Here is a 25,086-nt window from a genome sequence, read left to right on the forward strand (position 1 = left end):
GGGACGCCGTTCATTCCTTATATGTCGTGGTCGATATCGCCGAAGAGATCGGGTGCTCGATCATCCCGCCCGCGCTCAGGGATCCCGTCGTCCAGCATCAGCTTTCGTGGCACAGCCGCGGCGGGGGTGTTGGATCGATTGCCGCGTGACGGCGCAGCATTCCCTTCAACGCCCACCTGGCGGGGATCGTTTCGGGGGGCGCCCTGCGCTGGCAGTGCCTGCTCGTCAGACTCTTCGCCCGGCAGAACGCCAAGCGTTGGCATTGCCGGCGTAGGCATTGCGACGGGGGTAGGCTCGGGTCCAACAGACGGACCGCCGGACAATGCCATGGTCGTGTCATTCGGCGATACCGAAGGGACTTCAGCGGGCACCTGTCCAATGGTCGTGTTCCCCTCTTTCCTTCCCTGCTCACCTGGCTCCAGCGCGAGTTCGCCCTGGCGCCGGACCATGCGCTTACCGGCACCGTCGTCGTTGGATGAAGAAGGCACAGATGCCGGCGGAGCGCTTTGCGTAGACGCTTCCCCCGATGCCGCAGCCTCCGTCATGCGCGTCTGAGCTGTTTCCCTTGTCGGCCGGTCATCCGCGCGTCGGATGAATGCCTCCGTACGTTTGGGGCGCGTGCGCGGTGTCAGCCGAACCTTCGCCGCCGGGAAGCCATCCGGGAACTTGAGGTACCCGATGAGCCGCGGCAGGTTCATCAGCTGGTCGGGCAGCAGCAGGGGCTCGATGTGCTTGCGCGAGGTCAGGCTGACGGCATCGCGGGCATTGTTGTAGCCGTAGGTATACCCCTCCTCCATGTCGCGGACCTGGGTGTGCCCGATGAAGTCCGAGCACCATGTGGCGGTGTCGCGATCGGCGGTGCCAAGGATCAGCTTGGTCCGTGCCAGCGACGACAGCGTCATCGCCATGTTGTCGCCGTAGACTTCCTTGAGCTTGGCATAGGCGTGGATCCCGGTGACGATCGCGCCCCCGAAATTGCGCGCGGTCTGGAGGCCCTTTTCGAGGGCGGGCAGGCGGTGGAGCGCGCCCATTTCGTCGATGAAGAACCAGATGCGCAGATCCCGCGTTCGCTCGAGCGTCATCAGCGCGTTCATCGCTGTGTCGAGCCAGACGGTGAGCAGCTGAGAGCACACGCTCATGTCGACGTAGCGTGCCGAGATGAACACGATGCCGCCCCCATTCTCGCCCGCACGCTCGCCGTTCTCGACCCAGTCGCGGATCGAGAAGCGCCGCCCTTGCCGTGGCAACAGCTTGAGCGCTTTGGCGTTGGCGTTGAAGACCGCGCGGATCGATTCCGCCATGCGCGCGGCCTCGGGCGCAGTCAGCGGATCGGCGATGGTCCCGCGCATCAACTGGTGCACGCGGCTAAGATCCGCGGTCATCAGTTCGCGCGCCAGTGCCTCGTTGGTCCCCTGCCCGCGCGCGCGCAGCTTGAGGCACATTTCTACGAACAGCAGGCGCGCGGCGAGCACCCAGAACTGCTCCGATCCACCGCCGTCGTGGGGCACGAGCGCCTCGGCTGCCGCTGTAAACTCCGCCTCGTCCCGGCATTCATCGAATACGCTCCACTGCGGGCAGCGCGCATCCAGAGGATTGAGGATTACATCGCGCGAAGGATCGTAGAAACTCTCGATGAAGGCGCCCGTCAGGTCGAAAATCACCGCCCGTTCGCCGCGCTGTCTCGCCTCTGCGATCATCTCTGATAAGGCGACGGTCTTGCCCATGCCGGTGGTGCCGATCAGCATGGCGTGGCTCTGTTCGAGCCGCCAGGGATAGCTGACCCCGGCCAATCGCGACGGACGATAGGGAAAGACCGCCGCCAGTTCCCAAGGGCTGCACAGACGCCAGTGCCAGCCCATGGCCTCGTCGCGCTCGCGGTTGCGCTCCTGCCGGTTGTGCTGGCGGATTTCCTCGACGAGTTCGGGCAGCTCGACCAGGCTGGGTCCGCGCTCGTGCTTTCGCTCGCGTGCCTTGCGTCCGAAGCGTGCGGCGAACCAATAGAAGGCGATGAACGCAGGCACGAGGAACAGCGCGGACCATTCGAATGCGGTGCGCAGGAGCGCCCACATATGCGCCCAAGCCCGGGCGACGGGCGGCCAGGTCCGGACCATTGCCATAGGCAAATGAACGCTTCCACCCGAGACGCTCTGGAGCACCACTTCCTTGTGTGGATCGAACTCCATCCAGGTGAACGCCGCAGCGTAGACGCGCATCCAGACGAGGTACGTTTCCTGATCGGTCAGTTGCCCGGAGAGCAGCCACCAGGTGGTCCAGCACACGACGATCAGCGCCACGATCGCCGGCCCCTTGAGGCCCGCTGCGAACATGAAGCCGAAGTGCCCGAGGAGTTGGCTCCCGCGCGTGAAGTTGGCAAGATTACGCTTCATCGGAGCCTCCCTCACGGACGGTGGAGGCAAGGCCCTGCTCCTTCAGTTTCCGGGAGAATGCCTCATGAACGCGGGTCCGCAAGGCGTGGTCAGGATGGCCTGCGAGCAGCGCATCGACCCCGACCATCGAGAACAGCGACTGGCGCCCTATGCGCTCGAACAGGCGTGTGTTGGTACTGGCAAGCTCTTCCTGCTCACACGCCGACAGCACGAGCAGGCGCACCCACTCGCTGACGCTCAAATCGCGCGCCGATGCGGCTACACGAACCCGCTCGGCAAGCTCGAGCGGGACATAGACCTGTAGTGATATTGACCGTGACATGGCCAAACTCCTCGAAAGGAAGTCTGGTCACGCACTGCGAAAGGCGATTTCCTGATAAATCAGGATCGAGAACAAATCAAGATCATTGAAACCGCGGAACCGCTGGATTCCACCTTCCCGCAAATCGCAGGCAATTTGTAAGAGCCCTCACAAATCGCATTCGATTGGGAAGAGACCACCCCTCTCTGTGTAACGCAAAACCGCCATTTTTGCCCTGCGACCCGTCGCGTACGGTGTGCTCCCTGTTCCCGCTTCAGATGCCTGGTTCCGGCCTATGTGCCTGCCACTGAAAGCACGATCCTGGAGTGCGGACACGTGGGCGCTGACCTGTGCAAGGACATGGCGCTCAAACGGCAAGGAGTGAACCGCGCGGGTCCGGACCTGTCGCGATCGCAAGCGGTGCCGGAACCTCAGTCCGGTGCGTCAGCCTTGGTCGCGGGGTCTGTGGCGGGTGCCGACTTGCGCTTGCGAGAGGCAGGCTTTGCAGGTCCCGCCGATGGGTCAGACACACTGGCCGCCTTCCGCTTGCGCGGTGTCGGCACGGCCATCTCGGGCGCGGCATCCGAGGCCGTTTTTCCCGCCTTGGCCTTGGCCCGGACAGGCTTCGGGGCTGGTTCAGGCGCGACCTCGGGAACAGGCTTGGCAGCCGGCTTGCGCCCAAGACCGATCTTGACGGCCAGGGCCTTGCGGGTTGCAGCATAGTCCGGTGCGACGAGGGGATATTCTGCCTTGAGGCCCCAGCGCTCGCGATAGGCTTCCGGGGTCAGCGCATGGTCTGTCCGAAGGTGGCGCTTGAGCATCTTGAGACGCGCACCGCACTCGAGACAGGTAATGGCATCGTGCCTGACCGACGAGCGGATCGAGACGGCCGGCGCAGCACGTTCTTCAACGATAGGTGCCGCCTGACCGAGACCGGAAAGCGCACCGTGCACGGCACGAATCAGGTCGGGGACATCGCCTGCAGGCGTGGCGTTGTGGCTGAGATGAGCAACGATAATGTCGGCAGCCAGCGCAATGATCGTCTCGTCTGCCATGATATTGTTCCTCAACCGGATCGTGAATTGCGCATGACTATCGCTTGCCAGCCAACGTCGCAACAATTGAGGAACCGATACAACGCGCGTCGAACATTGCACGGGGATCCGAGCAAAACAAAAGGAGGAAGTCCCGGGCGGAACTTCCTCCTTGTCGAGGCACGTACTTCAGATTTCATCGCTGAGCTGCCCCGGCACGGCATCGATCACCCGGTCGGCCAGCGTGCCCGGCAAGGCCCCGTAATCGCCTTCGTCGACAGCGATGTAATGCCCCGCTGTATCGATCAGGACATACTGCGTGAAGTAACTGTGGCAGGCTCGCACGTGCGCCTTGTCGAGTGCCGCCGTGTACTCGGCCTGGTCGGCCTGCCAGTTGAACTGGGTGTGTCCGGATGAAGCAATCATGGCTGATCTCCTGATGTTCGATGCGTCGCATCAGGGACCCCTTGCGATGGGGGCGACGGGACGGGTCAGGGACCCGTGCGAGGTTCCCTCGCGCGGGCCGCGCCAGCGGCGATGGGGGAAACGATTTTGTCGGGCTTGTCCCGGCAAAATGGTGGGGCCCCGTCGTCCTTGAGGCGGCCCCAAAGCCCGCATCATCATGGGAAGGCTGCGAGAGAGCCCCCTCCCCTCGCGCTTGCAGAACAGCATTTGCAGCACGCGCGCGCTGGTGCATACTGACCACAGAGGGGATCTGTGGGGGCATGTAGAAAGACATGCCATGGCCAGATCCAGACCCGTTGCCCACGAGGCGCTCAAGCGGCTGCGCGAACAGCGCGCGCAGCTTGACGAAGACGAAAAGCGGCTGCGCAAGCAGGCCGCCGACGACCTTGCCCAGGTGCTGCTCGATTGCGGCGCCGAACTCCACGATCCGACTCGTTTCCGGCAATTGATTCGCCTGGTGATGGAGTACGGGATCGACGCGTCATTGACCCGCCTTGGGGGCAAGCCCTGACGACTCAATGGCGGCACGAGGGGCTCGATGCCCCTCGTGCCGCCCTCGCGTCCAAAGCAAAAGAAAGGCCCCGACGATGCGCTCGCCGGGGCCCTGGTCGTGGTGGTTTGCCTTCAGTCCTCGTCGATCGGAGGCGCTTCTTCGTTGCCGCCGCTGCGGCCCTTGGTGAGGAAATCCACCTTGTCGGCGATAATCTCGCAGCCGTAGCGCTTGGCGCCGTCCTGGTCCTGCCACTGCGTGTAGTGGATGCGCCCCTCGACGGTCACCAACTGGCCCTTGGTGCAGTACTTCGCGACGTTCGCGCCCAGGCCGTTGAAGCAGGTGATGCGGTGGAACTCGCTGTCCTTGGCGGTGTAGCCGTTCTCGTCCTTGTAGGTCTTGCCTTCCTTGCGGGCGGGGCGGTCGGTCACGACCGAGATCGAGGTGATGGTGGTGCCGCTCTGGGTCGTGCGGGTTTCGGGATCGCGGGCGATGCGGCCGACGAGGATAACGAGGTTGGTCATGGGCTTTCTCCTGATCGAGCAGTCCAGGGCCATCCCGGCTGCGAACCGACCAGGAAGCGGCCCGGTGGCCCTCGCACCGCAGGGGAACCTGGATCTGGTGCGGGTGGTGCGGGCAGCCGGGCGCAGCCCGGCAACACGGCCGGACCCGATCCGGGTTGCGAGGACCAAGGGGTTGCTTCAGGACCGGTTCGCAAAGGAGCCGGGTGGTGCAGGATGATGGGTCAGATGCCCTCCTTCACCACTTCGTTTCGGCGGCCGTTTCCTTGCACTTCACGCTCACGACGGCATCGGCGCCCCCAGTCAGAACGCGATGCGGATCGACGCTCCGCCCGCATGGGCAGCATCCTTGAGGACAGGCAAACCGCCAGAGTCCGCAAGCCCACCGCCTTCCTGCCGCGGCGGATCGAGCGGATTGCCGCGCAGCATCCAGGGTCGTGGGGAAATGAGGGACGCCCAGTCCGCAAAGGAAGGGATCGAACCAAGGTCCTCGCGGACGTGTTGCTCCCCGACAAGACGCACCGGAACCACGCGGCCATCGGCATTGACGATGGACGCTCCGAACAGGGTTTCGAGCATGAAGATGCCCTCGGCATGGTGCCGCAGCGCACGGTGCCGGGGATCGGCGAGGATCGCCTTGGACTGGTCGAACCACTGGTGAAGCGGCAGGTAGTCCTCGACCGCCCCGCCCCATTTCCGGACCGAAGACAAGGCATGATAATAGCAATGTGCCATGACCTGCTCCTAGACGTCGTTGGAGTGATCGGCGTAGGCGGTGTAGCGAACCTGGCAGTCCAGAACGAAGCTCGCCTTGTCGACTTCGATGACAAGCTCGCCGCAGGCACCGTCGTTGTTCTCCCAGCCGGGATGATGCTGCTCAAGGGCAAGGTAAGTCATCGATTCCAGCGCCTCTGTAAGGCTTGCTGCCCGGTGCTGCGTCTCCTCGTTGGCAACTGCGAGAGGCGGCATGCCAACACTGACATCTGGTAACGGCAGGGTCACGCCTTGCGCGTCGAGGCAGTCGATCTGCTCGACTGCGCCGCTGTCGCCACAGCCATCGAACCGCACTTCGATGCGCGCGATGCCCGCGGCTTCGAGCGGCGCGATCACCACCGATTTGTAGTGCTCGATCTCGGCAAGGACGCGCGTGGTCCGTTCCTTTTGCCATTTCACGAATTGGGCCATGCCCTTCAAGGGATCGATCATGTCAGCAACTCCGTTTGCATCGGCAAGCGGCAGATCCGCCTCCGGCAAACGGTCAGGCGCGCCCTCTGCTCTGGCACGAAAAACGCCAGCGTCCGGGAGGGACGCTGGCGCGAGAAACGAGCAGTGCTCAGTCTGCTGCTTTCGGATTGGTGCCGAGCGGACCGCGGCGATCGACGACGGTGATACGGCGTGCCTTGGCTTCGATCACGAGCCGCTCGAGCACGCCATTGCCGGGGAATGCGACGACGTAGCGGGGATTGATCGAGAGCATGCGCTCGTTGCGCGCAAAGCCAGCGCGCGCGCCAAGACGCACGTCGAGCGAGAACGTGACCTGGGCAACCTTGTGCCGCTCAGCCCAGGAGCCGGCGATCCGATCAGCACCCTTGGTATCGCCGCCGTGGACGAGCACCATGTCGGGCACGCGTGCACGGACCTTGTCGAGCGTATCCCAGATGGCATTACCAAGGGCCAGAGCATCGTCTTCGCTGGCATGGCGGCTGCGACCACCGGCAAAGATCACCGGCGTGCCTTCGGGCATCGCGGCGCGGCGCTTGGCTTCGGTGCGGGCGCGCAGGAACTGGCGGCCTTCGACGAGCGCTGAAGTCAGCATCGCGGCATGGTTCAGGCGCGAACTGGAAGCGGGCTTCCAGGAACTGCCGAACTCGTTGAGATAGAGGCCCGCAGCGACCTCCCGCATCTCCTCGTAGGCAATCATGGCGCTCTCCGCGCACTGCGCGCGTTCGACCTCGGTTTCGAGATCGTGGGCATGGACTTCGGAGCCATCGGCCATCGCAATCAACGAACGGACCTGGTCGGTCGCGCGGTCGAGGGCGCTCTCCTTGCGCTCGGCGGCGCGGTGGAAGAGATTGACGAAGGCCCAGCCGAGGTCTTCGGCATCGGCTTCGAGGGCGGTCCCCACGACGAGGGCAAAGAGTTCGGACCAGACCGCGTCCAGCGTCTGGACGACGGCGTCTCGGACCGGGAAATCAGTCTGATTGACCGGAGCCGGACCGAACGAGAAGCCGGAAAGATCGAGACCGGCGAGTTGCTCGGCAAAGGGCTTGTGCATGGCATGTCCTCCTGACGGAATGGTGCCGGCGCTTCGAACCTGTCCACGCCGGCGTGGAGCCCGTCAGGACCGGTTCAAGGCGGCGCCTGCACCGTCAGGGGAACCTGCTTCGCGAGGCTGGCGCGGGCCGTCCGGCCCATGCAAAATGTCTGCTGCTGGTCCCGCGAACCTCTACGTTCAGGCAACTCCGCTGCTGAGTTTCGCCGGACAACACGGGTCTCGCGAAGCGGGTTGCAGGCGGCACCGGCCGGTCCAGGGCCCTCGCCGCGCCGCGTGGGCAGGACGAATGTAGGAAAAGACGACCAGCAGGATGCCGCAGGCGGCGGACCTGCTCAGTATTCGTCGGCTCGCATGATCGTCAGGACTCGGATCGTTACGGCGGCATCCCACGGCGCTTCCGAGCCCCAGGTGAACGAACCGTCGTCGGCATATGCGTCGATCTTCCAGAACAGGCGCTTGCCCATAAACGTAATCGCACCGAAGTCGCGTTCACCATAGGGATCGTCGCCCGGCTCGATCGGTGCCAGGGCGATCTGGCGCAGGAGCAGTGCCTGATTGACGATGGTCCGAGCGGTACGGCGTTGCTGGATGGTTTCGCCACCGCGGAGCAATTCGACAATGCCGCGCGTGAACACGATCCGTGCCTTGCGGTCGTGACCGAGGCGGACCTGGTCATTAAGCTGCGCAACCGCGGAGGTTCGGTACCGCTCGACGTCTGAGGTGGCAGTCGTTGGTGTGAAAGAGGGCATGGCAAGTCTCCCGAGAGGAACACGTCCCCACGAGCATCCTTTGCTCTCGTCCGGTGATGGCTAACCTGTCAGCCCGAACTGGCTTGCCATGAACACGAAGCGCTCTTCCCCAGGAAAGGCCGCAAGCGCCGCGAGCCGGCCACCCTCAAAGCGCAAATGCCAGGTTCTGCGAATGACCGGGTCGGGGCTGGCAAAGGCCGCTGGCGCGAGCACCACGAGGTTGCATCCCGCAGCCGGATCGCGCGCAGATTGCGTGCGTATCAGTTCGACCCGCGCCTCTCGCGCGGCCGTCGCCAGATCCTGGCACGGCTCATAGTCGGTGGGGTTGGTCCAGTCGGCAGCATCGCGATCGAACGGAGACACTGTCAGGTCGATCATATGCGCGGTCGCAATCGCGACGGTGAAGCTGGTGTGCTCGCTCGTGGTAGCAGGCGGCACGAAGCCAGGGGATCGGACGAAAAAGCGCAAACGCCAGTATGCCGTCTCCGCAATGGCCGTTGCCTCGGCTTCAGCGGCATAGAAAATGCCCGGCCGTTCATCCGCCCCGCGAAAGCGGCTTTCGCTGCGGTGCCCATAGCGGAAAGGCGACGCCAGCAGGTAATGCAGGCCTCGCGCCTCCGCCGGAATTTCGGGCTTCACCGCATCGGCGAGCAGTTCGAGCCGATGCTGGTCTTCAGCGCTGTCAGCAAGACGGTTGGTCGAGATGCGATGCTGCGCTTCGACCACGCGCCAGCCTTCGCCCCGCCATTGGCGAAGTTCAGACGCGAGCGCGGTGGGCGTCCACATAATCGCACACGGTAATGAGACCCCGGAAACTGTCGATCAGATCGAAGGGGCGCGCATCGAGATCGAGGTTGCGCGTTTCGAGCCAGCGGCGCGCGGCGTCGTCATCGCTGCCAAGCAGTGCATCGAGGCTGCGGAACAGGCGCAGCAGGAACTGCCCGGCTTCAAACGACTTGGACGCGGGATCGAGCACCGAGCGACCGCCACGCAAGCGCGAAACCGTCGCTGGCGACAGCCCCAGCACCGCACCGAGCTTGGAATTGCTCAGATGCCAGAACTGGGCAATCCGCGAGAGCGCCGAGGTCAGCACTTCGGCATCGTTGCGCGTCTGGGGATGAGCTTGCGTCGCCATGTTGATCCTTTCAGATGACGCATATAGCATAAATTCGATCATTTGAACAGACAATCATTCACGTCGACGGTAGACGCCCTCGCCATTCGAGAAGTGGCCAAGGCAATCAAGATCGCCAAACAGGGCATCAAACTTCGGGGCAATCTGGCGCAGCCAGTATTCAGCGCGGGCATGACGGCCTGAGCGCATGTCCTCTTCCCAGTAAGGACCATCTTCCCGTTCGGCGATCCAGACCGCCGCAAGGCCGCAATAGGTCGAGACACCGAAATCGGCGTAGGCATTGCGCAGCAGGATGCGGTCTTCCCGGCCGCGCCACCCTTGCTGTGGATCGAACGAGGGAAAGGCTGCGCGTGCACGGGCAACGAGATCATCGCAAAGCCACTCATAGGCCCATTGCGCTTCATCACCGTCTTCGCAGTCGTCGAGCAACGTGTAACAGACGAGGCTGCCGGCAGGATAGCTGACGGAACGTCCCATGACCCGTCTCCCTCAGGCAGCCAGTGCGACAGCATCGTTGCCGTCAGTCGCGGTGTCGTTGGCATCGTGGCCGCCTGCGCCTTGCCGCCCTCCCAGCCTTAGCAACAGTGCCGAGGCTTCCTCGGCCCGTGCGGCGGCCGTAAGGATCGCGCGATCGTCCTTGCGAAGTAGCGTCAGCCAATGGTCGATGTAGCTCGCGTGGTTGTCGAGATGCGCAACCGGCAAGCCCAGTTCGGCGCCGAGCATGGCACTCGACAGTTCGGCGATCAGCTCTTCGGCAGCATAGGCCGAAGTGCCGAACCGCCCTTTGAGATCGCGGTCGAGCCGGCTGACATGGCCCGACCAGTGCGACAGTTCGTGGTAGGTCCCATGCATAACGTGTCCTTTCTGTCCTCTTCTGCCAATCAAGCAGGACACATGATCCGAGCCCCCTCTTCTCTGCCGGACAGGGAGGGCCCGAGGGCCCTCCCTGTCCGGTCGCAATCTTGGAGTGGGTATGGCGCAGCTGTTGTTCTCGACGCCGGCGTTCCGGCCCGACGGATCATCGGTGGAGAATGTCCCCATGCTGCTCGACGCCCGGATGCGGCTCGTTGAACCGGCCTGCGCATGGCTAATGCATGTTGCTTTGGTACGCGGCAGGACAAGAAGTCCGCAGACTTGGCGCACCTATGGTGAGGCCCTATACGACTGGTGGCAGACGCTCGAAGCCAATGGCTGGGTATGGAACGAGGTCGGCCCGGGCGAACTCTCTGCCTATCGAGACCAGATGCTCAGGCCACGCAGCGGCACCGGGAGGCCGCTGGCGCGCAGCACAATCAACGGACGGCTCAGGACCATAGGGCGATTCTACCGCTGGAGCGTGGCGACCGGACTGATGAAGCAGGTCCCATTCGTGAGCCAGGAAATCACCATGTCTCGCAGTCGTCCGCAGGGATACCTAGCGCATATCGATGCAACTGGCGGCCGGACCAAGGCGAACGAGCTGACCATGCGGCATGTGCCGATGTTGCCGCGCCCGCTCGCGCCGGAAGCGATCCGGCGTATCATGGCCGCGATGTCGGTGCGCGACCGGCTGATCGTCGAATGGGCGGTGACCACCGGGATCCGCCGAATGGAAGTGGCGGGCCTGACCGTTCGTCACCTGAAGCGATCGGGTAACGAACCGATGATCCCGGTGCAGATCGACGAAACCAAGGGTGGGCGTTCGCGGATGATCTATCCCCCAGCCCCGCTGGTCGATCGTACCCGTGCCTATGTCCGGGAAGAGCGAGCCGTCCTGATCCGTCGCACTGCGGTAAATCGAGCTGGCTGCGATCCAGATGCCCTGTTCCTGACCTGCCGGGGGCAACCAGTAAAGCCGCGCCGGGTTGGAGCGATGTTCGCGGCCGCTGCCGAAGCTGCCGGGGTGAACGCGACGTTCCACGCACTACGACACACCTTCGCTGCAGCTATGCTGCGGTTCCTGCAACGCGAAGCCCAGAACAATCCCGAACTCAATCCGCTACTCACGCTGCAGGTGCTGCTTGGCCATGCCGATCTGGCGACGACGGCGGTTTACCTGCGCGTTGTCGAGACCGACCTGTCGGTGATCGAGGCCTCGGTCGACGACCTCTACGCGGCGCTGCTGTAATGCCGCGCCCGCAGAAGGACTACCAGGTCGCGCCGTCGCCTGAGCTGCTGATCGGCAATCCTGGCGCGCTGCTGGTCAATGTCGTCGATGCCGACGGCCAGCTCGAATGCGCGTTCGACTTCGCAGTCTTCGCCGCTCGGCCCGCTATGGCAGCGGAATGGGCGCTGGCGTTCCGGTATCACTACGCCGTCAGGCAACCGGCCAACAGGGCAAACGCCTATCGCCACCTGAAGCTGTGGTTCGCCTTTCTGGGCGAACATAATGCTGAGGTTGTGGCAACGCGCGACATCGATACCAGCGTGCTCAATACCTTCATCGTCTGGCTCGGCACCAGGCCCTGGAGCAAGGGTACGCGCTACTCAGTGTGGTCAATCATCAAACAGCACCTGGCCTGGCTCAAGCGCAACCGGCCCGATCTGGTCCATCCCGATCTCGACATCCCGTTCAATCCGTTCCCCCGCAAGAATGCCGCAGCGCGCCAGCGCGAGGTGCTGAGCCGCGATGAAATGGAACGGGTGCTCGCCGCTGCGCGCAAGGACATCGAGGCAGCCTGGGCCCGGTTCGAGGAGGGCCGCGCTATGCTCGCTCGGGTCAACCGGGCGGCCATTGCCGCCGAGCCTGACCTCGCCAAGCTCGATCTCGACGATATCGGCGTGATGCTCGCGGTGATCGACGACCGGTTCGGCGGCGTACCGCCCAAGGTCAACGACATGCTGCGCAAGGGAGCCGAACTCTGGCGGCTTCACTTCGCGACGATACGCCACGGCGGTGTCGGCGGGATCGCCGGGCGGCTGTTCGCGCTGCCCGACACGATCGTCGCCTACATGATCGCGATCGGTGCCCAGACCTACGCCAATGCAGAAGCGCTCAGATTGATGCGACGCGACTGCCTGAGCAAGCATCTGCTGCTCGAGGGTCGGGTCATGGTCAGCTGGCACAAGGGTCGCGCAGGGCGCGAACAGCGGCGCAGCTTCTTGCGTGACAAGAGCTTCTCGGTGCCGGTGCTGGTCGAGCAGGTGCTGGCGATGACCGAAAGGCTGGTGCCGCATGCGCCGCAAGTGGACCAAGGAGCGCTGTTCCTCACCGGCATGATCGCGGCCTCGCGCGCGATCGGGGTGATCCCCTGTTATATGGCTTCTAAACTGACCCGGCGGTTCGTCGAGCGGCACGGCCTTGTCGGCGACGATGGCAAGCTGCTGAAGCTCACTCTGGCGACGCTGCGCGCATCGGGCCTGACACTCGCGCATGAGCGGCTCGGGCATGATATTTTGAAAACCCAGGCACTCGCCAATCACGCCACTCCCGATACGACGCAGCGCTACGTGGACCGGCCCCGGGTCCGGAAGGCGCAGGCGTTGGCGATCGGACGGTTGCAGGCTCGGTTCGTCGAAGTGGCCCGCGGCAATGTCGACAATCCGCGAAAATCCGAAACCCTCCCCGACCTGCGCAATGCAACCGCAGCCGGCTTCATCTGCCGCGATCCCCTTGCGGGCATTGCCGAGGGGCAACGCAGGGGCCAGCTGTGCACGGCCTGGCTTGGTTGCTTCACCTGCCCCAATGCCGTGATCCCGCTCGACGAGGAGGTGCTGGTTCGCCTGCTGGCGACGCGGGCCGCACTTGCTGATGGGCGTTCTGCCATGGCGCCCGAACGCTGGCGGCTGCTCTACGCACCCAAGCTCGAAATCCTCGAGCGCGACATTCTACCCCGGTTCCCCGGTGCGATGCTTGAAGCAGCCGCAAGGAAACCTCTGCCACAGTTGCCGCCGGTCGAATGACCCCGCGCCCGCGCCCGCTCGCACAGTCGTCCACATGGGAAGAGGCACCACTCTCTCCCTGGAGCCGGTTCGGCGATGATGAATGGCTGCTCGATATCCGCACCGCAGGTCGCCGGGCGGATCAGAACCGGTTCAACTGGGCTGTGCCGCCACCGGAAAGCTCAAAGATCAGCGCAGGCGATCATGGTCGCCTGATCCGCGCGACGAAGCACTTCCTCTGGTCGATGCACTACGATCCTCCATCAGGACGCAAACGGTCGTCGCCGGCGTCGATCCATCAGAAAGCGATGGTGCTGCGTTCGATCGTCGAATGGATGGCGAAGGAAGGGCTCGCGCGCTTCGCCGAGATCGGCCCTGACGCGATCGAACGGCTCTCCATATGCCTTCGCAGCCGCCCGTCACGCGGGGGCAAGGGCAATATCGCGACGGCCACGATCACCAACTATCTGCTCGCGATAAAGGATCTCTACCGGCAACGGGGAAAGCTCGACGATGCGCCGCAGGTCGATCCCTTGCCGCTGGAAACGACCTATGAGGCTGCCGGCCACACCCGTGCAACTAAGGGCGCGATACCATTCATCCCCGAGCCGCAAGCGATCGCGATCCTGGCCGAGGCCCTACGGTGGATCGAGGATCATGGCGATACGATCGTGATGGCCGAAACGATCCGCCGCGACGCGCGATCGCAGGGGTTGCTGCGCGGAAAACGCCAGGCATCGGATCACGTCCGGGCTGCGCTGGAGTACGCTTCGCTAGTCGGCCCGTCGGGCGAAGCGCTTGGCGGCGCCTATGCGGTTCGCCACGCCGCCACCCACCTCGTCGAAGCCTGCTACATCGTGATCGCGGGCTTCGTGGGCATGCGGGTCAGCGAAATCCTGTCGATGAAAGCCGGGGCAATCGAGTATCGCCCGATCGGCGAGAGCGGGGTCGATCAGGCCTATGTGGTGGCAAGGCTGTTCAAGACGGTCGACGATCCCGATGGCCGCATCGAGCGGTGGGTCGCTCCCGTTCCAGTCGTGCGCGCAGTCGATCTGCTCGAACGGCTGAGCGCGCCGCTGCGCGAGGCCTCGGGCCGCGACGAGCTCTTCCTGGTCAGGAACACGCAGTATGGCGAAATCGTGCCGGTGACGCACATGCACATCGCCTGGCGCATCAATGACTTTGCAGCCCGCGTCGGCGTACCCGATCATGACGGGAAACCTTGGCCGTTCAGCACCCACCAGTTCCGCAAGACCTTTGCCCGCTTCATTGCCCGGCGCGACCGTACCCAGCTCCTGGGCCTTGCCGAGCACTTCAAGCACACCTCCGTTGCCATGACTGCGCGGGGCTACGTCGGCAGCGACTTCGACCTCCATAGCCTCATTGACCACGAAGCCCGCGCCGAAACCGCAGCCGCCCTCGACCGGTTGCTCGCTGCCAAACGGCTCGGCGGCAAGATGGGTGAACGCATCGTCGCTGGCAACGCCCGCTTCCGCGGCCGCGCGGGCGAACAGGTGCGCCGCGACTATATTGCGTTCATCCTCGAAGAAACGGACCTTCGTATCCATGCCTGCGACTATGGCTGGTGCGTGTTCCAGCAGGAGACATCCCGTTGCGGCGGCGAACTGCAACCGGACGAGGCCGGACGCGCTCCGGCGGTCTGCCTGAAATGCGCGAACATGGTGATCGAGGCGAAGCACGGAGCCTACTGGCGAGATCGCCAGAGGCGTAATGCTGCGCTGCTGGCCGACGCTAACGCCATGACGGCTGCGGTGCTCAATGAAGCGATCGGACAATGCGAGCGGGTGCTCGCGCAAATCGGAGATGACGATGGGCAATGTTGATGCGGATCCACGCGGGCAATCCGCGGCAAGGAGTTATCGGGCGGCGCTGGCAAGACTGGCGCGCGGCGAAGGTCGGCATCCCGACCACGCCGGGCGAGTTGTACGGATCACGCCGGCGTCGGTTGCGCGCGAGGCCGGGCGCAGCCGTAACCCGCTTTATACGAACCACCGCGACATCCTTGATGAAATCGAGGCTGCGGCCCATGCTGACGTGCCAGTCCGCGATCTCGCTGCCAGGCTTGTCGAACTCGAAAGCGAACTGGTCCGGCTGAAGGCCGAGTCCCGACTTCACGGCGAGGAGCGCCGCGAGCTTGCCAGTGAGAACCTGACCTTGCTTTACCGGGCGCGCAGCGCGGAGCAAAAACTGGAAACATACCTGCGGCGGACTGGAAGCGTCCCCGCGCAGGCAGCGGCGCAAACCGGATAGGTCGCTTAGCCTGCGAGGGCTGCTGTCTCCACCGGTGTATCGACCGGGCAGTCGCGATCGACCCGCTCCGAGTAGCGATCTACCAGCTGTTCAGCATGGGGGCGCAGGAGGACCGTGAAGCGCACGAGCTCCTCCACGACATCGACAATCCGGTCATAGTAGCTCGACGGCTTCATCCGGCCTGCCTCGTCGAACTCCTCGTAGGCCTTGGCGACGCTCGACTGGTTGGGGATGGTGAACATCCGCATCCAGCGGCCGAGCACGCGCAGAGTGTTGACGGAGTTGAACGATTGCGAACCGGCGCTGACCTGCATGACTGCAAGCGTTCGGCCCTGTGTCGGGCGCAATCCCTTGTAGGCAAGCGGCAGGTGGTCGATCTGCGTCTTCATGATACCGGTAATCTGGCCGTGGCGTTCCGGGCTGCACCAGACCTGCCCTTCCGACCAGAGCGAGTGTTCGCGAAGCTCTTGCACCGCGGGATGGTCGTCACCTGAGACCTGGTCGGGGAGCGGAAGGTCCGACGGATCGAAAATGCGGGTCTCGCACCCGAAGAACTGAAGCAGCCGCGCCGCTTCCTCGACTACCAGGCGAGAATAGGACCGCTCGCGCAAGGAGCCATAGAGCAGCAGGATACGCGGCGGCGGATCAAGCTCGCCAAGACCCAGTGCCGGCCGGAGGTGCGCATAGGTCGGCTTGAGTGACGGCAACCGGTCAGGCTCGGCGAGTGTCCGCAACCGCGCGTATGGCGCGCCGGTCATGCGACGCGGTTCCCTTCGGCATCGACGACCGGTTCGCCGTCTTCCTTGGCAAATGCGCCCTTCTGGCGCTGCGGCAGGAGATCGAGCACCTCTTCGGACGGGCGGCAAAGCTTCACGCCGAGCGGCGAAACCACGAGCGGGCGGTTAATCAGGATCGGATGAGCCATCATCGCGTCGATCAGGGTGGCATCGCTCAGCGTCTCGTCGGCGAGGCCGAGGTCGGCATAGGGCGTTCCCTTCTCGCGCAGCAGTGCACGCGGCGTCATGCCGGCACGTTGGATCAGGCTCTCGAGCAGTGCGCGTGATGGCGGGGTCTTCAGATACTCGATGACATGCGGTTCGATACCGGCATTACGGATCATGGCCACGGCGTTGCGGGAGGTTCCGCACTCGGGGTTGTGGTAGATGACAATATCAGACGTCACGCAGGGCATCCTCACGCAGATCGGCTTCGGGGAAAAGCAGGTGGGCCACGCCGAGCGCGGCGAGCGCGCCTGCCAGCTGGCAGGCGATGAAAGCAGGTGTGTCCGAAGGGGCGATCCCGGCAAAGGTATCGGTCAACGCCCGGGCGAGCGTTATCGCGGGGTTGGCGAAGCTCGTCGATGAAGTGAACCAGTAGGCCGCGGTTATGTAGAGTGCGACCGACGCGGGCACCGCCTGGGGGCGGTGACGCAGGGTGCCGAGAATGGTCAGGACCAGTCCAAAGGTTGCGACCAGCTCGCCGGTCCACTGCCCCATGCCGGTGCGTACCTTCGTTGAAATCTGGATCAGGTCGAGCCCGAACATCAGGTGCGCGGCCCAGACTCCGAGCACACCGCCAGCGAGCTGCGCCGCGACATGGCCCAGCGACTGGCGTGTATCGAGTACGCGCAGCAGCCGGAACACCAGCGTCACCGCCGGGTTGAAATGCGCCCCCGAGATGGGACCAAGCATCGTGATGAGCACGTAGAGCATCGCGCCGGTCGCAGCGGTATTGCCGACGAGTGCGATGGCAACGTTCCCGCCCGCGAGGCTCTCGGCCATGATCCCGGAGCCGACGACGGTCGCGATCAGCAGGAAACTGCCAACGGCCTCGGCCGCGATCGCGCGCTTCATGCCGCGCCCTCCATGCGACCGAACTCGGCAAGGTGATCGGCGAGTTCGCGGGGATCGAGCTTCTCGAACGGAAGTGCCAGAAACGCCGCGACCCTTGCGGTCAGTGCCAGCCATGTGGCCTCGAACGCGGCGTCGACCTCGGCTTTACTGCCGTCGACGTCGGCAGGGTCGGGCAGACCCCAGTGCGCCCTGATCGGCGTTCCAGGAAACACCGGGCAGGCCTCGCCTGCGGCATTGCCGCAGACGGTGATCGCAATATCGATCGGCGGCGCGTCGGGACCGGTGAACTCGTGCCAGCTCTTTGAGCGGAAGGAGTTCGTATCGATCCCGCGCCGTTCGAGCAGGCGCAGCGCGCCAGGATGGGGCACGCCCTTGGGCCTGCTGCCAGCGCTGTACGCCCTGACCCGACCTGCGCCCAACTGGTTGAAGATCGCCTCGCCCAGAATCGAGCGGGCTGAGTTGCCCGTGCAAAGTACCAGAATGTTCATGATCCCCCCCGATGGCTTGCGTCGGCTCAAGCCGCGCCGCGCGCTGCCTGTTGATCAACTCCGCACGACAGGTCGGACATGCAGGCCACGCCGCCGCAGCAATTATCGGTCAGGTAGCCCATCAAACCGTTCATCGCGGCAAAGTCCGCATAGTAGATTATCGAGCGACTCTGACGGCGTTGAGTGACGAGGCCCGCGTTGGCCAGTGCCGCCAGGTGAAAGCTCATCGACGACGATACCACCCCGAGCCGCTCAGCGATCTCCCCAGCGGGGAGTCCCTGTTCACCCGCCTGAACCAGCAGCCGGAAGGCGCCCAGGCGGTGCTCCTGCGCGAGCGCGCCGAGCGCTCGTATAACGGCCGATGAATCCACGCCGGCATCTCCATTGTTCGACACATATCGAAATATGGAAATGCCGTTGCGCAGTCAAGCCTGTTCGATCATGCGGCTTGGCAGAGCGCGCTATCTGGCTGCTGGGCATGCATCCAGTCCGCTGCAGCTTGCGCCTTGCTCGCGAGCGTGAAAATCGCGCGGGCATCGGCCTTCAACACCTTCAGCCACGAGGCAATGTAGGCGGCGTGATCCGGTCGGGGATGGTGCGCGATACCAAGGTCAGCCATGATGAGTGCGGCGCCGAGGTCCGCGATGGCCTCCTCCGCCGCATATCGGTCCGAACCGAAACGACCCGCAAGATCACGGTCGCAACGATGCGAAGATCCCGTGGCGTGCAGACCTTCATGGTAGAGCGTACCGTAATATCCCGCCGGATCCTTGAACTGGGCGAACTCGGGCATCTGCACGCGATCTTCCGAAGGCACGTAGTAGGCCTCGTTGCCGCCGTGCCGGGTCGCAATGCCAAGGTTGCACCAGAAGGCATCGGCGTTGTGCAGACGCGCATCGTCCGAGAGGAGGTCGATCATGGGTGCGGCGTAACCGTCGACCTGAGCCTCATTGAATACGCTGTATCCGCGGGCAAACATGCGTGTGCGGCCGCGGCCTTCCTGTGGGTCGTCGCCGCCATCCGCATCCTCGCCGCGCTGGTTGATCTTCCAGAAGACGATGGTGGTGGCCTGTTCACCCTTGCGAACCTGGGCACCAAGCGCCTGCCACTGGCGATAGCTTGCCCACCGCCCCGAGGTGTAGCCTGCCGCCTGCGCCGCGATCCACAGGCTCAGGATGTTGGATCCACGATAGGCCTTGCCGGTGCCAGCGTTGACGGGCCGTGAAGTGGCCGATCCATCGTGGTGCCAAGGCATGGTCCACGAGCCCGCTCCTGCCTTGATCGCTGCCACGATCTCGTTGGTGACGCGGGTGTAGATATCGGTGCGTTCGGTGCTGCGCATGATCAGGACTCCTGTCCTGAAATCGCAAGGTAAACCCTGCGATGGTGCGGCAAAAGCAGCGCCGCGAAGCCCTCAGCCGCCTTGGCAACGAGGACACTTGCGATGTTACATACCTCATGCGCAAGCGTGGCATAGTAGTGGTCGTAGCCGCTGAACAGCGCCGGTGGCGGCATCGTCACCCGGTCGATCATCGGCTCGTAGTAGGCTTCGTCCCCGTGATGCCGCAACTGTGCCGGGATCGCCTCAAAGAAGGCGTCCAGTTCGTCACGCCGCCCTTCGGCCTCGACCGGGGCATCGACGGTCGCCGGGACGGGATGGAACCGCTCGGGCAAACCATCGACCTGATCGGCGTTGAAGACTGCATAAGCCTTCAGGACGCGGCGCGCTTCGGTGGTCCGCTCACCAGTCGACGGCTGTTCCACATCCTTCGCGTAAGCCTTGTAGAAGACCGCGATCGTTGACTTCTCGCCGCAGCGGACCTGCCCCCCCAACTGACCTGCCTGCTTGTACGTCATCCAGTAAGGCGAGACGAAACCCGCCATGTCGGCGATCATCCACAGCCAGAACGTATTCACGCCGCGGTAGGGGACCCCGCAGGCGCGCAAGGGGCGACAGGTCGTGGTGCCACGCCAGGGCTTGATCCAGGGTTTGGTCCCGGCCTCAAGACGCGCGATGATCTCCCTGGTGATGCGCGCCGCCGGACTTTCGCGCGTCTCGCGCGCAGCGAACTTGGTCATGATGGTGTCCTCCTGATCGGACCGACAGGCAACCGCACCCGTCCAGCCCGCTTCGAGGAAGGCCACCTCTCCTCTGATCCCATGCGAAGAAGCGGCCCCTTCCCGATCGGGAAAGGACCGCTTCCGTTTACACCTGCGCGCCTGTCAGGAGGGGTCAGGCCGCGCGGGTATCAGGCATGGATTCGTCCGTATGCGACTGCTCGCCAGGGCATGCGAGTTCGCCGCCACCCACTGCGTCATCATCCGCGACATCATCCCCGCTGGAGTCGTCGATGACGCCGATGGACTCGAACCGCATGACATCGGGCACCCAGGCAAGCGCCCGGTCCCGCACGTCGACCTCTGTAATGTAAGTGCCGGCAAAGATGCGCTCGGCGCTCATGGCGAGGTCGCGTTTCTTGACGGTCGCAAAGCGCGCTGAAAGCTCGGCGCCGCCGATCAGCCCTAGCGCATCGAGGATCACCTGTTTGGAGACGCGATCGAAGTAGTTGGCGGCGGTCGGACGCCACCAGCGCGCCATGTCGATACCAACGAGCTTACCCAGATGGTCGTGGAACGCGATCCGGCGGTCGCCATCGAGGTTGAGGCTCGCTTCCAGCGTCCGGCCGACGACGTATCCCAGCCAGTTGGCCCGCGCCTCGTCGTCGAGTGCGCGGTACAGATCGAAACGGGCGGCGACGCTTGCGCCCGCGCGCCAGCTTTCGACAAGACCGGCACGAACCTCGCTCAGCGCCGCACTGGCCGGCGCGTCGGCAGGCTCAAAGCCAAAGATCGGACCAGTCGGCGTTCCGCCACGCAGCGTCGAAGGCGAACCCCGGCTCCAGTCGGCCGTATCGGCATCGGCCAGAAGGAAGACCATGAGGTCCATGGCCAGAGCCGGGTCCGACGCAATGTGAAGCGCCAGGACATCACGGCGCTGCATGGCCAGTTCATCGACCAGGCGCTTCGACAGGGACGACCGGTGCGAAACCCGTGCCTCGGGGTCCCGGACGAGCCCACCCTCATCGCCAATCGCATCACCCGGCTGTTCCTGACGCTCACCATAGAAGACCGGCTGAAGAACCGGCGTGCCATCGCGCCCCAGCGTCAGGATCATGCCCGCTTCGGCCCGCAGGTCCGGTGCCAGGACCGGCGGGCGATTGCGGATGGCGCGCGCTTCGCTGTCGATCCGGTCGATCTGCTCTTCGGCGGCCGCGACCGCATCGTCATCGCTGTCTTCGTCTTCGAGTACGGCGGCCTGCACGTCATAGGCCGCATCGAGCACCTCGAGCCGTGCCACCTCGTCGTCCGAGAGGGGTGCGTCGTCAGTAGGCAGTCGGACCAGTCCGGTGATGAGATCATGGCTGGCATAGGGGTCAAGCGTCGGCCGGACCCAGGCGAGGCCGTTCGCTTCGGCAACGGCCCTGGCCTCAGCTTCCATCCGTTCGGTCGCTAGCTGCTCAAGCAGCGCGACATCGAGCCAGGTTTCGTTATCGACATCGTCGAACAACTCGCGCTCGATCCGGCCGCCGGCGACAAGGTATGCCTCGTTGCCGACGAGACGCGCACGCGGATCGCTGCCCCGCACGGTATCGGCAAGGACCATCCGCCGGATGCTGTCCGGGGTCGTGCGATAGTACGACGAGGCAGCCTGCTCGAAGACGCGTGCCTGGATTTCCTGGTCGGACGTCGCGCCATAGGCTTTGGCGAGATCGAGCGTGATGTCGCCTGCGGCAAGGGCATCGAACACGACCGGTGCCAGCGTTGCCAGCCGCAGGCGGCCCTCGACAAATCGTACCGTCAGCCCGAAGCGACGGGCAATATCCTCGACGCTCGCGCCTTCGGATACGAGCGTCGCGAAGGCCTGCGCCTCATCGGCGGGGTTCATGTTGAGCCGGTGGAAATTCTCGGCAAGGCTTGCCTCGGATGCGCTCGCATTGGCCGGATCAATCACGAGGCATGAGACAGGGTGATCGCGCAACAACTTGCCATCTTCTGCGAGCGCCAGCATGGCCTGCCGTCGCCGTTCGCCCGCCTCGACGGTGTAGCGCCCCTTGGGCGCAGGCCGGACGACGAGGTTCTGCAAAAGACCGACGGCAGCGATGCTGGCCTTGAGTTCGGCGTCTGCCGCAATGTCGGCGTGCTTACGCACGTTGCGCGGCGAAGGCCCGAGCTTGTTCAACGGAATCGAAGAGATCATGGGGTGGCTCCTGACTTTCGAGCCCTGGCGCGCCGATCATCGGCAACATCCGGCTCGAGAGCCTCAAAGCTCCCTCCTCTCTATGCATCTGCCGCCTATGCACTCAGTTGCATGCTCCGAGGCGGGCGAAACTCAAGCCAACGCTTGTCCTTAAAATGCCGTCACGCCGAGATCGATCAACTGATCTCCTGCCACATGACGTCATCCAGTCCCAACCACTGCGCCGTGGTGACCAGTTCCGCGTGCAACGCATCCCGTGCATGGTCGGGAGCAACGGGCTCGAATTGCACCGAGCGCACCAGCAGTCTCGCGTTTTGCCGGTCTGCCTTGAGGCCGACCCGTCCTACCAGACGGTCGCCGAGCAGGAATGGCAAAACGTAATAGCCATGCACCCGCTTTTCGGCAGGCACATAGACCTCGATGCGGTAGCGAAAGCCGTGCAGGCGTTCCGCTCGGTCGCGCTGCCAGACGAGAGGATCGAACGGCGCCAACAAGGCCCGCGCCTCGATCCGGCGCGGGATGCGCGCATCGCGGTGCAGCCAAGCGTGGCCCCAGCCCTCCACATGCACCTGCCGGAGCACGCCTTCGTCGACAAGGCTCTCGATGGCCACTCGCGCAGCCTGAGGTGGTTGGCGGAAATAGTCGCGCAATTCGGCAGAGGTAGCGATACCGTGGGTAAGCGCGGCGCGGTCGATCAGCGCTCGATGCGCGTCGGCTTCATCGGGCACCGCTGCCGACAATACGGCTGGGGGTATGACACGTTCGGTAAGATCGTAGACGCGCTCAAAGGTGCTGCGGCGCGTCGCCGTAGTGATATGCCCAGCCCAGAACAACCACTCCAGCGCGCGCTTGGTATCGTTCCATTCCCACCAGCCCGACTGGCGTGTGTGCGCGGCAAACTCTGACGCGGCCAGTGGTCCCTCGATCCTGATCTGGTCGAGCAATGCCATCGCCTCGGCGCGGCGTTCGGTCGCGTAGAGCCGCAACCCTGTCCAACCCGCCTGCCCCCGATCGGCCTGCGTCATCCGCCAGCGCAGAAGGGGGTACATATCGAAGGGTAACAGCGACGCCTCGTGCGCCCAGTACTCGAACATACATCGCTGTCGCTTCGGCCCCCATACAAGGCGGTCGAGAGCGGCACGATCGTAGTCGCCGAGCCGCGAAAACGCCGGAAGGTAGTGCGCGCGCACCAGGACATTGACACTGTCTATCTGGTGCAGGTGCAGTCGACTGAGGGTCCGTAGAAGTGCGGCCGTTCCAGCAGATTTCGGACGCTTCGCCGCGAAACCCTGCGCATGGAGGGCGGTCCTCTGTGCGCTGGACAGATCTAACCGCTCGATGTTCATCCGCTAACGTAGTGGAAATGCCCGCCAACTCGGTCAAGGGACCATTTTCGAGGAAATGCCTCGCCGTCGCCAGTTGTGCGAGAAGCATTACGAACCGTGCGACAGCCAACGACACGGCGGCTTATCCCGCCGCTGATGCCTCCTGTTGAAACCTGTCGTAAACTTGCTTCCCGTCGACGGCGGCCAATCAGCGAATGTTGACCTTGCGACGCAGGTCAGTGATGGCGAGTTAATGAGCGCCCGAAGTGGGCCTCATGACTGCCGCATCGGGATACAAGTGCCCCCTTGCCGCGCTATCAGCCGTCACGGTCACACATCCCGACTTTTCGGAGAAAGTGCCTCGATGATGCGGCAGTCGGCGATTATCGGCCCCTGGCAACTGTCGAGACGGCGGACAAGTTCGCCGCGCAGGGCGGTGAGATCGGCCAGCTTGCGGTCGATTTCGGCCACATGCCGGGCGGTAATGACATCGACCCCGGCGCAGGAATTACCGGGATCGTCGGCGAGCCGTAGAAGTTCGCGCACCTGATCGAGCGTGAAGCCCAGATCGCGCGAACGCTTGATGAACGACAGCCGTTCGAGATGTGCAAGTTCGTAGACCCGGTAGTTGGCAGCATTGCGCGCGGGTGCAGGCAGCAGACCTTCCGCCTCATAGAAGCGGATCGTCTCCACGCTTGTGCCCGTCGCACGCCCCAATTCGCCGATCTTCATGCTTGACCCTATAGTGACTTCAGGGTGCATGGGTCGAGTCCGATCGATGGGACAGGGCGGACACTATGGCTGACGACTGCTGCGCAAAGAAGGGCGACACCATCGCCGCACTGGCCCGCAAGGCGGACCAGCGGCGCGTCCTCGTGATCGTCATGGCAATCAATTTCGCCATGTTTATTGCCGAGTTTGGCGGCGGCCTTGCTGCGCGCTCGACAGCGCTGATGGCGGATTCGGTCGACATGTTCGGCGACGGGGTGGTCTATGCGCTCAGCCTCTATGCGCTTCATCGCGGCCCGCGCTGGGAAGCCGGGGCGGCATTGGCCAAGGGCGCCATCATCCTGCTCTTCGGCATCGCGGTGATCGTCGAAATTGCCGACAAGATCGTCAACGGCGTGCCGCCGTCCTCGGCGTTGATGCTGGGTTTCGGCACGCTGGCGCTTGCCGCCAATCTCGTCTGCCTGGCGCTGCTGTGGCGCTTTCGCCGCGAAAACGTCAACATGGCCAGCACCTTCGAATGTTCGCGCAACGATGTCGCGGCCAATCTTGGCGTCCTGATCGCCGCCGGGCTGGTGGGAGCGACCGGGGAGGCATGGCCGGATATCGCGGTGGGCGCGATCATCGCCGTCGTCTTCCTCCGTTCCGCGTTGCGTGTGCTGTCGTCCGGTGCGACGGCATGGCGCGATGCCCGCCCCGGCAGGCCCTGAGCCTTTATCCCCGACCAGACGTGGCCTGAACTTACGCGGATCCGCCCGCGATCAAGCCAATCCATCTCCCGGAGCATCGTTTCATCCGTTTCCTTTCCCGCCTTGCCCTGTGCGCGGCCACATCGCTGGCACCAACCCTGGCACCGTGCCAGGCCTTCGCCCAGCAAGCGCCCGCAAATGTGCCGCAACCGGCTGAAGACATGGGCGAGGAACCCGGCGACGCGATCGGGCCGCCGC

At 64.2% G+C, this 25,086-nt stretch carries 28 protein-coding genes and 1 pseudogene; 6 read left to right on the top strand and 23 right to left on the bottom strand.

Annotated features, from left to right (window positions below; genetic code table 11):
• Nucleotides 1-17: 17 nt before the first annotated feature.
• From K3A84_RS04240 to K3A84_RS04255, 4 genes are all read right to left on the bottom strand, one after another.
• Nucleotides 18-2,387, bottom strand: a complete 2,370-nt coding sequence (locus tag K3A84_RS04240) for a type IV secretion system DNA-binding domain-containing protein (RefSeq protein ID WP_225008045.1) — start codon at nt 2,385-2,387, stop codon at nt 18-20.
• Nucleotides 2,377-2,709, bottom strand: a complete 333-nt coding sequence (locus tag K3A84_RS04245) for a hypothetical protein (protein ID WP_225008046.1) — start codon at nt 2,707-2,709, stop codon at nt 2,377-2,379. Before K3A84_RS04245 ends, K3A84_RS04240 begins: the two co-directional genes overlap by 11 nt.
• Before the next feature lie 410 nt (nt 2,710-3,119).
• Complete coding sequence (locus K3A84_RS04250) at nt 3,120-3,743, bottom strand: MucR family transcriptional regulator (protein ID WP_225008047.1); 624 nt, start codon at nt 3,741-3,743, stop codon at nt 3,120-3,122.
• 168 nt (nt 3,744-3,911) lie between these two features.
• A complete protein-coding gene (locus K3A84_RS04255) occupies nt 3,912-4,148 on the bottom strand; it encodes a hypothetical protein (protein ID WP_225008048.1) in 237 nt (78 codons plus the stop codon).
• Between the two features lie 316 nt (nt 4,149-4,464).
• Between K3A84_RS04255 and K3A84_RS04260 the strand changes: the two genes are divergently transcribed.
• Nucleotides 4,465-4,698, top strand: coding sequence for a DUF6437 family protein (locus K3A84_RS04260; protein ID WP_225008049.1), 234 nt, complete (start codon nt 4,465-4,467; stop codon nt 4,696-4,698).
• A 113-nt stretch (nt 4,699-4,811) separates the two neighbouring features.
• Here the strand turns inward: K3A84_RS04260 and K3A84_RS04265 are convergent, their stop codons facing one another.
• The 9 genes from K3A84_RS04265 to K3A84_RS04305 all read right to left on the bottom strand — a co-directional run bounded on the left by K3A84_RS04265 (nt 4,812) and on the right by K3A84_RS04305 (nt 10,209).
• Complete coding sequence (locus K3A84_RS04265; RefSeq protein ID WP_225008050.1) at nt 4,812-5,201, bottom strand: single-stranded DNA-binding protein; 390 nt, start codon at nt 5,199-5,201, stop codon at nt 4,812-4,814.
• Nucleotides 5,202-5,501: 300 nt separating this feature from the next.
• Nucleotides 5,502-5,933: a DUF6915 family protein gene (locus K3A84_RS04270; protein ID WP_225008051.1), complete on the bottom strand. Its 432-nt coding sequence runs from the start codon at nt 5,931-5,933 to the stop codon at nt 5,502-5,504.
• Between the two features lie 9 nt (nt 5,934-5,942).
• Nucleotides 5,943-6,404, bottom strand: a complete 462-nt coding sequence (locus K3A84_RS04275) for a DUF6878 family protein (RefSeq protein WP_225008052.1) — start codon at nt 6,402-6,404, stop codon at nt 5,943-5,945.
• Between the two features lie 127 nt (nt 6,405-6,531).
• The gene (locus tag K3A84_RS04280) at nt 6,532-7,473 is read right to left on the bottom strand and encodes a DUF2493 domain-containing protein (RefSeq protein ID WP_225008053.1); all 942 of its coding nucleotides are present in this window, start codon (nt 7,471-7,473) and stop codon (nt 6,532-6,534) included.
• A 332-nt stretch (nt 7,474-7,805) separates the two neighbouring features.
• The gene (locus K3A84_RS04285; protein WP_225008054.1) at nt 7,806-8,222 is read right to left on the bottom strand and encodes a DUF3768 domain-containing protein; all 417 of its coding nucleotides are present in this window, start codon (nt 8,220-8,222) and stop codon (nt 7,806-7,808) included.
• 60 nt (nt 8,223-8,282) lie between these two features.
• Nucleotides 8,283-9,008: an RES family NAD+ phosphorylase gene (locus tag K3A84_RS04290; RefSeq protein WP_225008055.1), complete on the bottom strand. Its 726-nt coding sequence runs from the start codon at nt 9,006-9,008 to the stop codon at nt 8,283-8,285.
• Nucleotides 8,980-9,357: an antitoxin Xre/MbcA/ParS toxin-binding domain-containing protein gene (locus tag K3A84_RS04295; protein ID WP_225008056.1), complete on the bottom strand. Its 378-nt coding sequence runs from the start codon at nt 9,355-9,357 to the stop codon at nt 8,980-8,982. Before K3A84_RS04295 ends, K3A84_RS04290 begins: the two co-directional genes overlap by 29 nt.
• Before the next feature lie 54 nt (nt 9,358-9,411).
• Nucleotides 9,412-9,834 carry a hypothetical protein gene (locus K3A84_RS04300; protein ID WP_225008057.1) on the bottom strand — a complete coding sequence of 141 codons (423 nt, stop codon included), beginning with the start codon at nt 9,832-9,834 and terminating at the stop codon, nt 9,412-9,414.
• Between the two features lie 12 nt (nt 9,835-9,846).
• Nucleotides 9,847-10,209: a zincin-like metallopeptidase domain-containing protein gene (locus K3A84_RS04305; RefSeq protein ID WP_225008058.1), complete on the bottom strand. Its 363-nt coding sequence runs from the start codon at nt 10,207-10,209 to the stop codon at nt 9,847-9,849.
• Between the two features lie 121 nt (nt 10,210-10,330).
• On the opposite strand from K3A84_RS04305, the gene K3A84_RS04310 reads away from it, so the two are divergent.
• From K3A84_RS04310 to K3A84_RS04325, 4 genes are read left to right on the top strand one after another with little or no spacing between them, the layout of a single operon-like run.
• Entirely contained in the window at nt 10,331-11,464 is a 1,134-nt protein-coding gene (locus K3A84_RS04310) for a tyrosine-type recombinase/integrase (RefSeq protein WP_225008059.1), read from the top strand.
• Nucleotides 11,464-13,239 carry a site-specific integrase gene (locus tag K3A84_RS04315; RefSeq protein ID WP_225008060.1) on the top strand — a complete coding sequence of 592 codons (1,776 nt, stop codon included), beginning with the start codon at nt 11,464-11,466 and terminating at the stop codon, nt 13,237-13,239. Before K3A84_RS04310 ends, K3A84_RS04315 begins: the two co-directional genes overlap by 1 nt.
• Nucleotides 13,236-15,062: a site-specific integrase gene (locus tag K3A84_RS04320; RefSeq protein ID WP_225008061.1), complete on the top strand. Its 1,827-nt coding sequence runs from the start codon at nt 13,236-13,238 to the stop codon at nt 15,060-15,062. Before K3A84_RS04315 ends, K3A84_RS04320 begins: the two co-directional genes overlap by 4 nt.
• On the top strand, nt 15,043-15,489 hold the full coding sequence (locus tag K3A84_RS04325; protein ID WP_225008062.1) for a hypothetical protein: 447 nt from the start codon (nt 15,043-15,045) through the stop codon (nt 15,487-15,489). The genes K3A84_RS04320 and K3A84_RS04325 overlap by 20 nt, the downstream gene beginning before the upstream one ends.
• Before the next feature lie 5 nt (nt 15,490-15,494).
• On the opposite strand, the gene arsH is transcribed toward K3A84_RS04325, so the two are convergent.
• The 10 genes and pseudogenes from arsH to K3A84_RS04375 all read right to left on the bottom strand — a co-directional run bounded on the left by arsH (nt 15,495) and on the right by K3A84_RS04375 (nt 24,145).
• Entirely contained in the window at nt 15,495-16,247 is a 753-nt protein-coding gene (arsH, locus tag K3A84_RS04330; protein ID WP_225008063.1) for an arsenical resistance protein ArsH, read from the bottom strand.
• Nucleotides 16,244-16,681, bottom strand: coding sequence for an arsenate reductase (glutaredoxin) (gene arsC / locus K3A84_RS04335; protein ID WP_225008064.1), 438 nt, complete (start codon nt 16,679-16,681; stop codon nt 16,244-16,246). Before arsC ends, arsH begins: the two co-directional genes overlap by 4 nt.
• A complete protein-coding gene (locus K3A84_RS04340; protein ID WP_225008065.1) occupies nt 16,662-17,342 on the bottom strand; it encodes an aquaporin in 681 nt (226 codons plus the stop codon). The genes arsC and K3A84_RS04340 overlap by 20 nt, the downstream gene beginning before the upstream one ends.
• Nucleotides 17,339-17,830, bottom strand: a complete 492-nt coding sequence (locus K3A84_RS04345; RefSeq protein ID WP_225008066.1) for an arsenate reductase ArsC — start codon at nt 17,828-17,830, stop codon at nt 17,339-17,341. Before K3A84_RS04345 ends, K3A84_RS04340 begins: the two co-directional genes overlap by 4 nt.
• 26 nt (nt 17,831-17,856) lie before the next feature.
• Nucleotides 17,857-18,201 carry an ArsR/SmtB family transcription factor gene (locus K3A84_RS04350; protein ID WP_225008067.1) on the bottom strand — a complete coding sequence of 115 codons (345 nt, stop codon included), beginning with the start codon at nt 18,199-18,201 and terminating at the stop codon, nt 17,857-17,859.
• A 68-nt stretch (nt 18,202-18,269) separates the two neighbouring features.
• Complete coding sequence (locus K3A84_RS04355; protein WP_225008068.1) at nt 18,270-19,172, bottom strand: ArdC family protein; 903 nt, start codon at nt 19,170-19,172, stop codon at nt 18,270-18,272.
• A 110-nt stretch (nt 19,173-19,282) separates the two neighbouring features.
• Nucleotides 19,283-19,909 (bottom strand): annotated as a pseudogene (locus tag K3A84_RS04360) (ArdC family protein); the annotation flags it as partial.
• A gap of 154 nt (nt 19,910-20,063) precedes the next feature.
• The gene (locus K3A84_RS04365; protein ID WP_225008070.1) at nt 20,064-22,088 is read right to left on the bottom strand and encodes a ParB/RepB/Spo0J family partition protein; all 2,025 of its coding nucleotides are present in this window, start codon (nt 22,086-22,088) and stop codon (nt 20,064-20,066) included.
• Nucleotides 22,089-22,264: 176 nt separating this feature from the next.
• Complete coding sequence (locus tag K3A84_RS04370; protein ID WP_225008071.1) at nt 22,265-23,434, bottom strand: winged helix-turn-helix domain-containing protein; 1,170 nt, start codon at nt 23,432-23,434, stop codon at nt 22,265-22,267.
• A gap of 309 nt (nt 23,435-23,743) precedes the next feature.
• The gene (locus tag K3A84_RS04375; protein ID WP_225008072.1) at nt 23,744-24,145 is read right to left on the bottom strand and encodes a MerR family transcriptional regulator; all 402 of its coding nucleotides are present in this window, start codon (nt 24,143-24,145) and stop codon (nt 23,744-23,746) included.
• A gap of 65 nt (nt 24,146-24,210) precedes the next feature.
• On the opposite strand from K3A84_RS04375, the gene K3A84_RS04380 reads away from it, so the two are divergent.
• Nucleotides 24,211-24,849: a cation transporter gene (locus K3A84_RS04380; protein WP_225008073.1), complete on the top strand. Its 639-nt coding sequence runs from the start codon at nt 24,211-24,213 to the stop codon at nt 24,847-24,849.
• Nucleotides 24,850-25,086: the final 237 nt, after the last annotated feature.

The sequence above is a fragment of the Novosphingobium percolationis genome (assembly GCF_020179425.1).
Taxonomy (GTDB): domain Bacteria; phylum Pseudomonadota; class Alphaproteobacteria; order Sphingomonadales; family Sphingomonadaceae; genus Novosphingobium; species Novosphingobium percolationis.

Excerpts from the sequence above, each read along its gene's own strand:
- K3A84_RS04375 (WP_225008072.1), bottom strand. The coding sequence starts at position 24,145 with ATGAAGATCGGCGAATTGGGGCGTGCGACGGGCACAAGCGTGGAGACG.
- arsC (WP_225008064.1), bottom strand. The coding sequence starts at position 16,681 with ATGCCCTGCGTGACGTCTGATATTGTCATCTACCACAACCCCGAGTGC.
- K3A84_RS04300 (WP_225008057.1), bottom strand. The coding sequence starts at position 9,834 with ATGGGACGTTCCGTCAGCTATCCTGCCGGCAGCCTCGTCTGTTACACG.
- K3A84_RS04260 (WP_225008049.1), top strand. The coding sequence starts at position 4,465 with ATGGCCAGATCCAGACCCGTTGCCCACGAGGCGCTCAAGCGGCTGCGC.
- K3A84_RS04315 (WP_225008060.1), top strand. The coding sequence starts at position 11,464 with ATGCCGCGCCCGCAGAAGGACTACCAGGTCGCGCCGTCGCCTGAGCTG.
- K3A84_RS04275 (WP_225008052.1), bottom strand. The coding sequence starts at position 6,404 with ATGATCGATCCCTTGAAGGGCATGGCCCAATTCGTGAAATGGCAAAAG.
- K3A84_RS04365 (WP_225008070.1), bottom strand. The coding sequence starts at position 22,088 with ATGATCTCTTCGATTCCGTTGAACAAGCTCGGGCCTTCGCCGCGCAAC.
- K3A84_RS04380 (WP_225008073.1), top strand. The coding sequence starts at position 24,211 with ATGGCTGACGACTGCTGCGCAAAGAAGGGCGACACCATCGCCGCACTG.
- K3A84_RS04250 (WP_225008047.1), bottom strand. The coding sequence starts at position 3,743 with ATGGCAGACGAGACGATCATTGCGCTGGCTGCCGACATTATCGTTGCT.
- K3A84_RS04320 (WP_225008061.1), top strand. The coding sequence starts at position 13,236 with ATGACCCCGCGCCCGCGCCCGCTCGCACAGTCGTCCACATGGGAAGAG.
- K3A84_RS04325 (WP_225008062.1), top strand. The coding sequence starts at position 15,043 with ATGACGATGGGCAATGTTGATGCGGATCCACGCGGGCAATCCGCGGCA.
- K3A84_RS04305 (WP_225008058.1), bottom strand. The coding sequence starts at position 10,209 with ATGCATGGGACCTACCACGAACTGTCGCACTGGTCGGGCCATGTCAGC.
- K3A84_RS04340 (WP_225008065.1), bottom strand. The coding sequence starts at position 17,342 with ATGAAGCGCGCGATCGCGGCCGAGGCCGTTGGCAGTTTCCTGCTGATC.
- K3A84_RS04355 (WP_225008068.1), bottom strand. The coding sequence starts at position 19,172 with ATGCGCAGCACCGAACGCACCGATATCTACACCCGCGTCACCAACGAG.
- K3A84_RS04245 (WP_225008046.1), bottom strand. The coding sequence starts at position 2,709 with ATGTCACGGTCAATATCACTACAGGTCTATGTCCCGCTCGAGCTTGCC.
- K3A84_RS04285 (WP_225008054.1), bottom strand. The coding sequence starts at position 8,222 with ATGCCCTCTTTCACACCAACGACTGCCACCTCAGACGTCGAGCGGTAC.
- K3A84_RS04255 (WP_225008048.1), bottom strand. The coding sequence starts at position 4,148 with ATGATTGCTTCATCCGGACACACCCAGTTCAACTGGCAGGCCGACCAG.
- K3A84_RS04265 (WP_225008050.1), bottom strand. The coding sequence starts at position 5,201 with ATGACCAACCTCGTTATCCTCGTCGGCCGCATCGCCCGCGATCCCGAA.
- K3A84_RS04295 (WP_225008056.1), bottom strand. The coding sequence starts at position 9,357 with ATGGCGACGCAAGCTCATCCCCAGACGCGCAACGATGCCGAAGTGCTG.
- arsH (WP_225008063.1), bottom strand. The coding sequence starts at position 16,247 with ATGACCGGCGCGCCATACGCGCGGTTGCGGACACTCGCCGAGCCTGAC.
- K3A84_RS04345 (WP_225008066.1), bottom strand. The coding sequence starts at position 17,830 with ATGAACATTCTGGTACTTTGCACGGGCAACTCAGCCCGCTCGATTCTG.
- K3A84_RS04240 (WP_225008045.1), bottom strand. The coding sequence starts at position 2,387 with ATGAAGCGTAATCTTGCCAACTTCACGCGCGGGAGCCAACTCCTCGGG.
- K3A84_RS04280 (WP_225008053.1), bottom strand. The coding sequence starts at position 7,473 with ATGCACAAGCCCTTTGCCGAGCAACTCGCCGGTCTCGATCTTTCCGGC.
- K3A84_RS04370 (WP_225008071.1), bottom strand. The coding sequence starts at position 23,434 with ATGAACATCGAGCGGTTAGATCTGTCCAGCGCACAGAGGACCGCCCTC.
- K3A84_RS04310 (WP_225008059.1), top strand. The coding sequence starts at position 10,331 with ATGGCGCAGCTGTTGTTCTCGACGCCGGCGTTCCGGCCCGACGGATCA.
- K3A84_RS04270 (WP_225008051.1), bottom strand. The coding sequence starts at position 5,933 with ATGGCACATTGCTATTATCATGCCTTGTCTTCGGTCCGGAAATGGGGC.
- K3A84_RS04290 (WP_225008055.1), bottom strand. The coding sequence starts at position 9,008 with ATGTGGACGCCCACCGCGCTCGCGTCTGAACTTCGCCAATGGCGGGGC.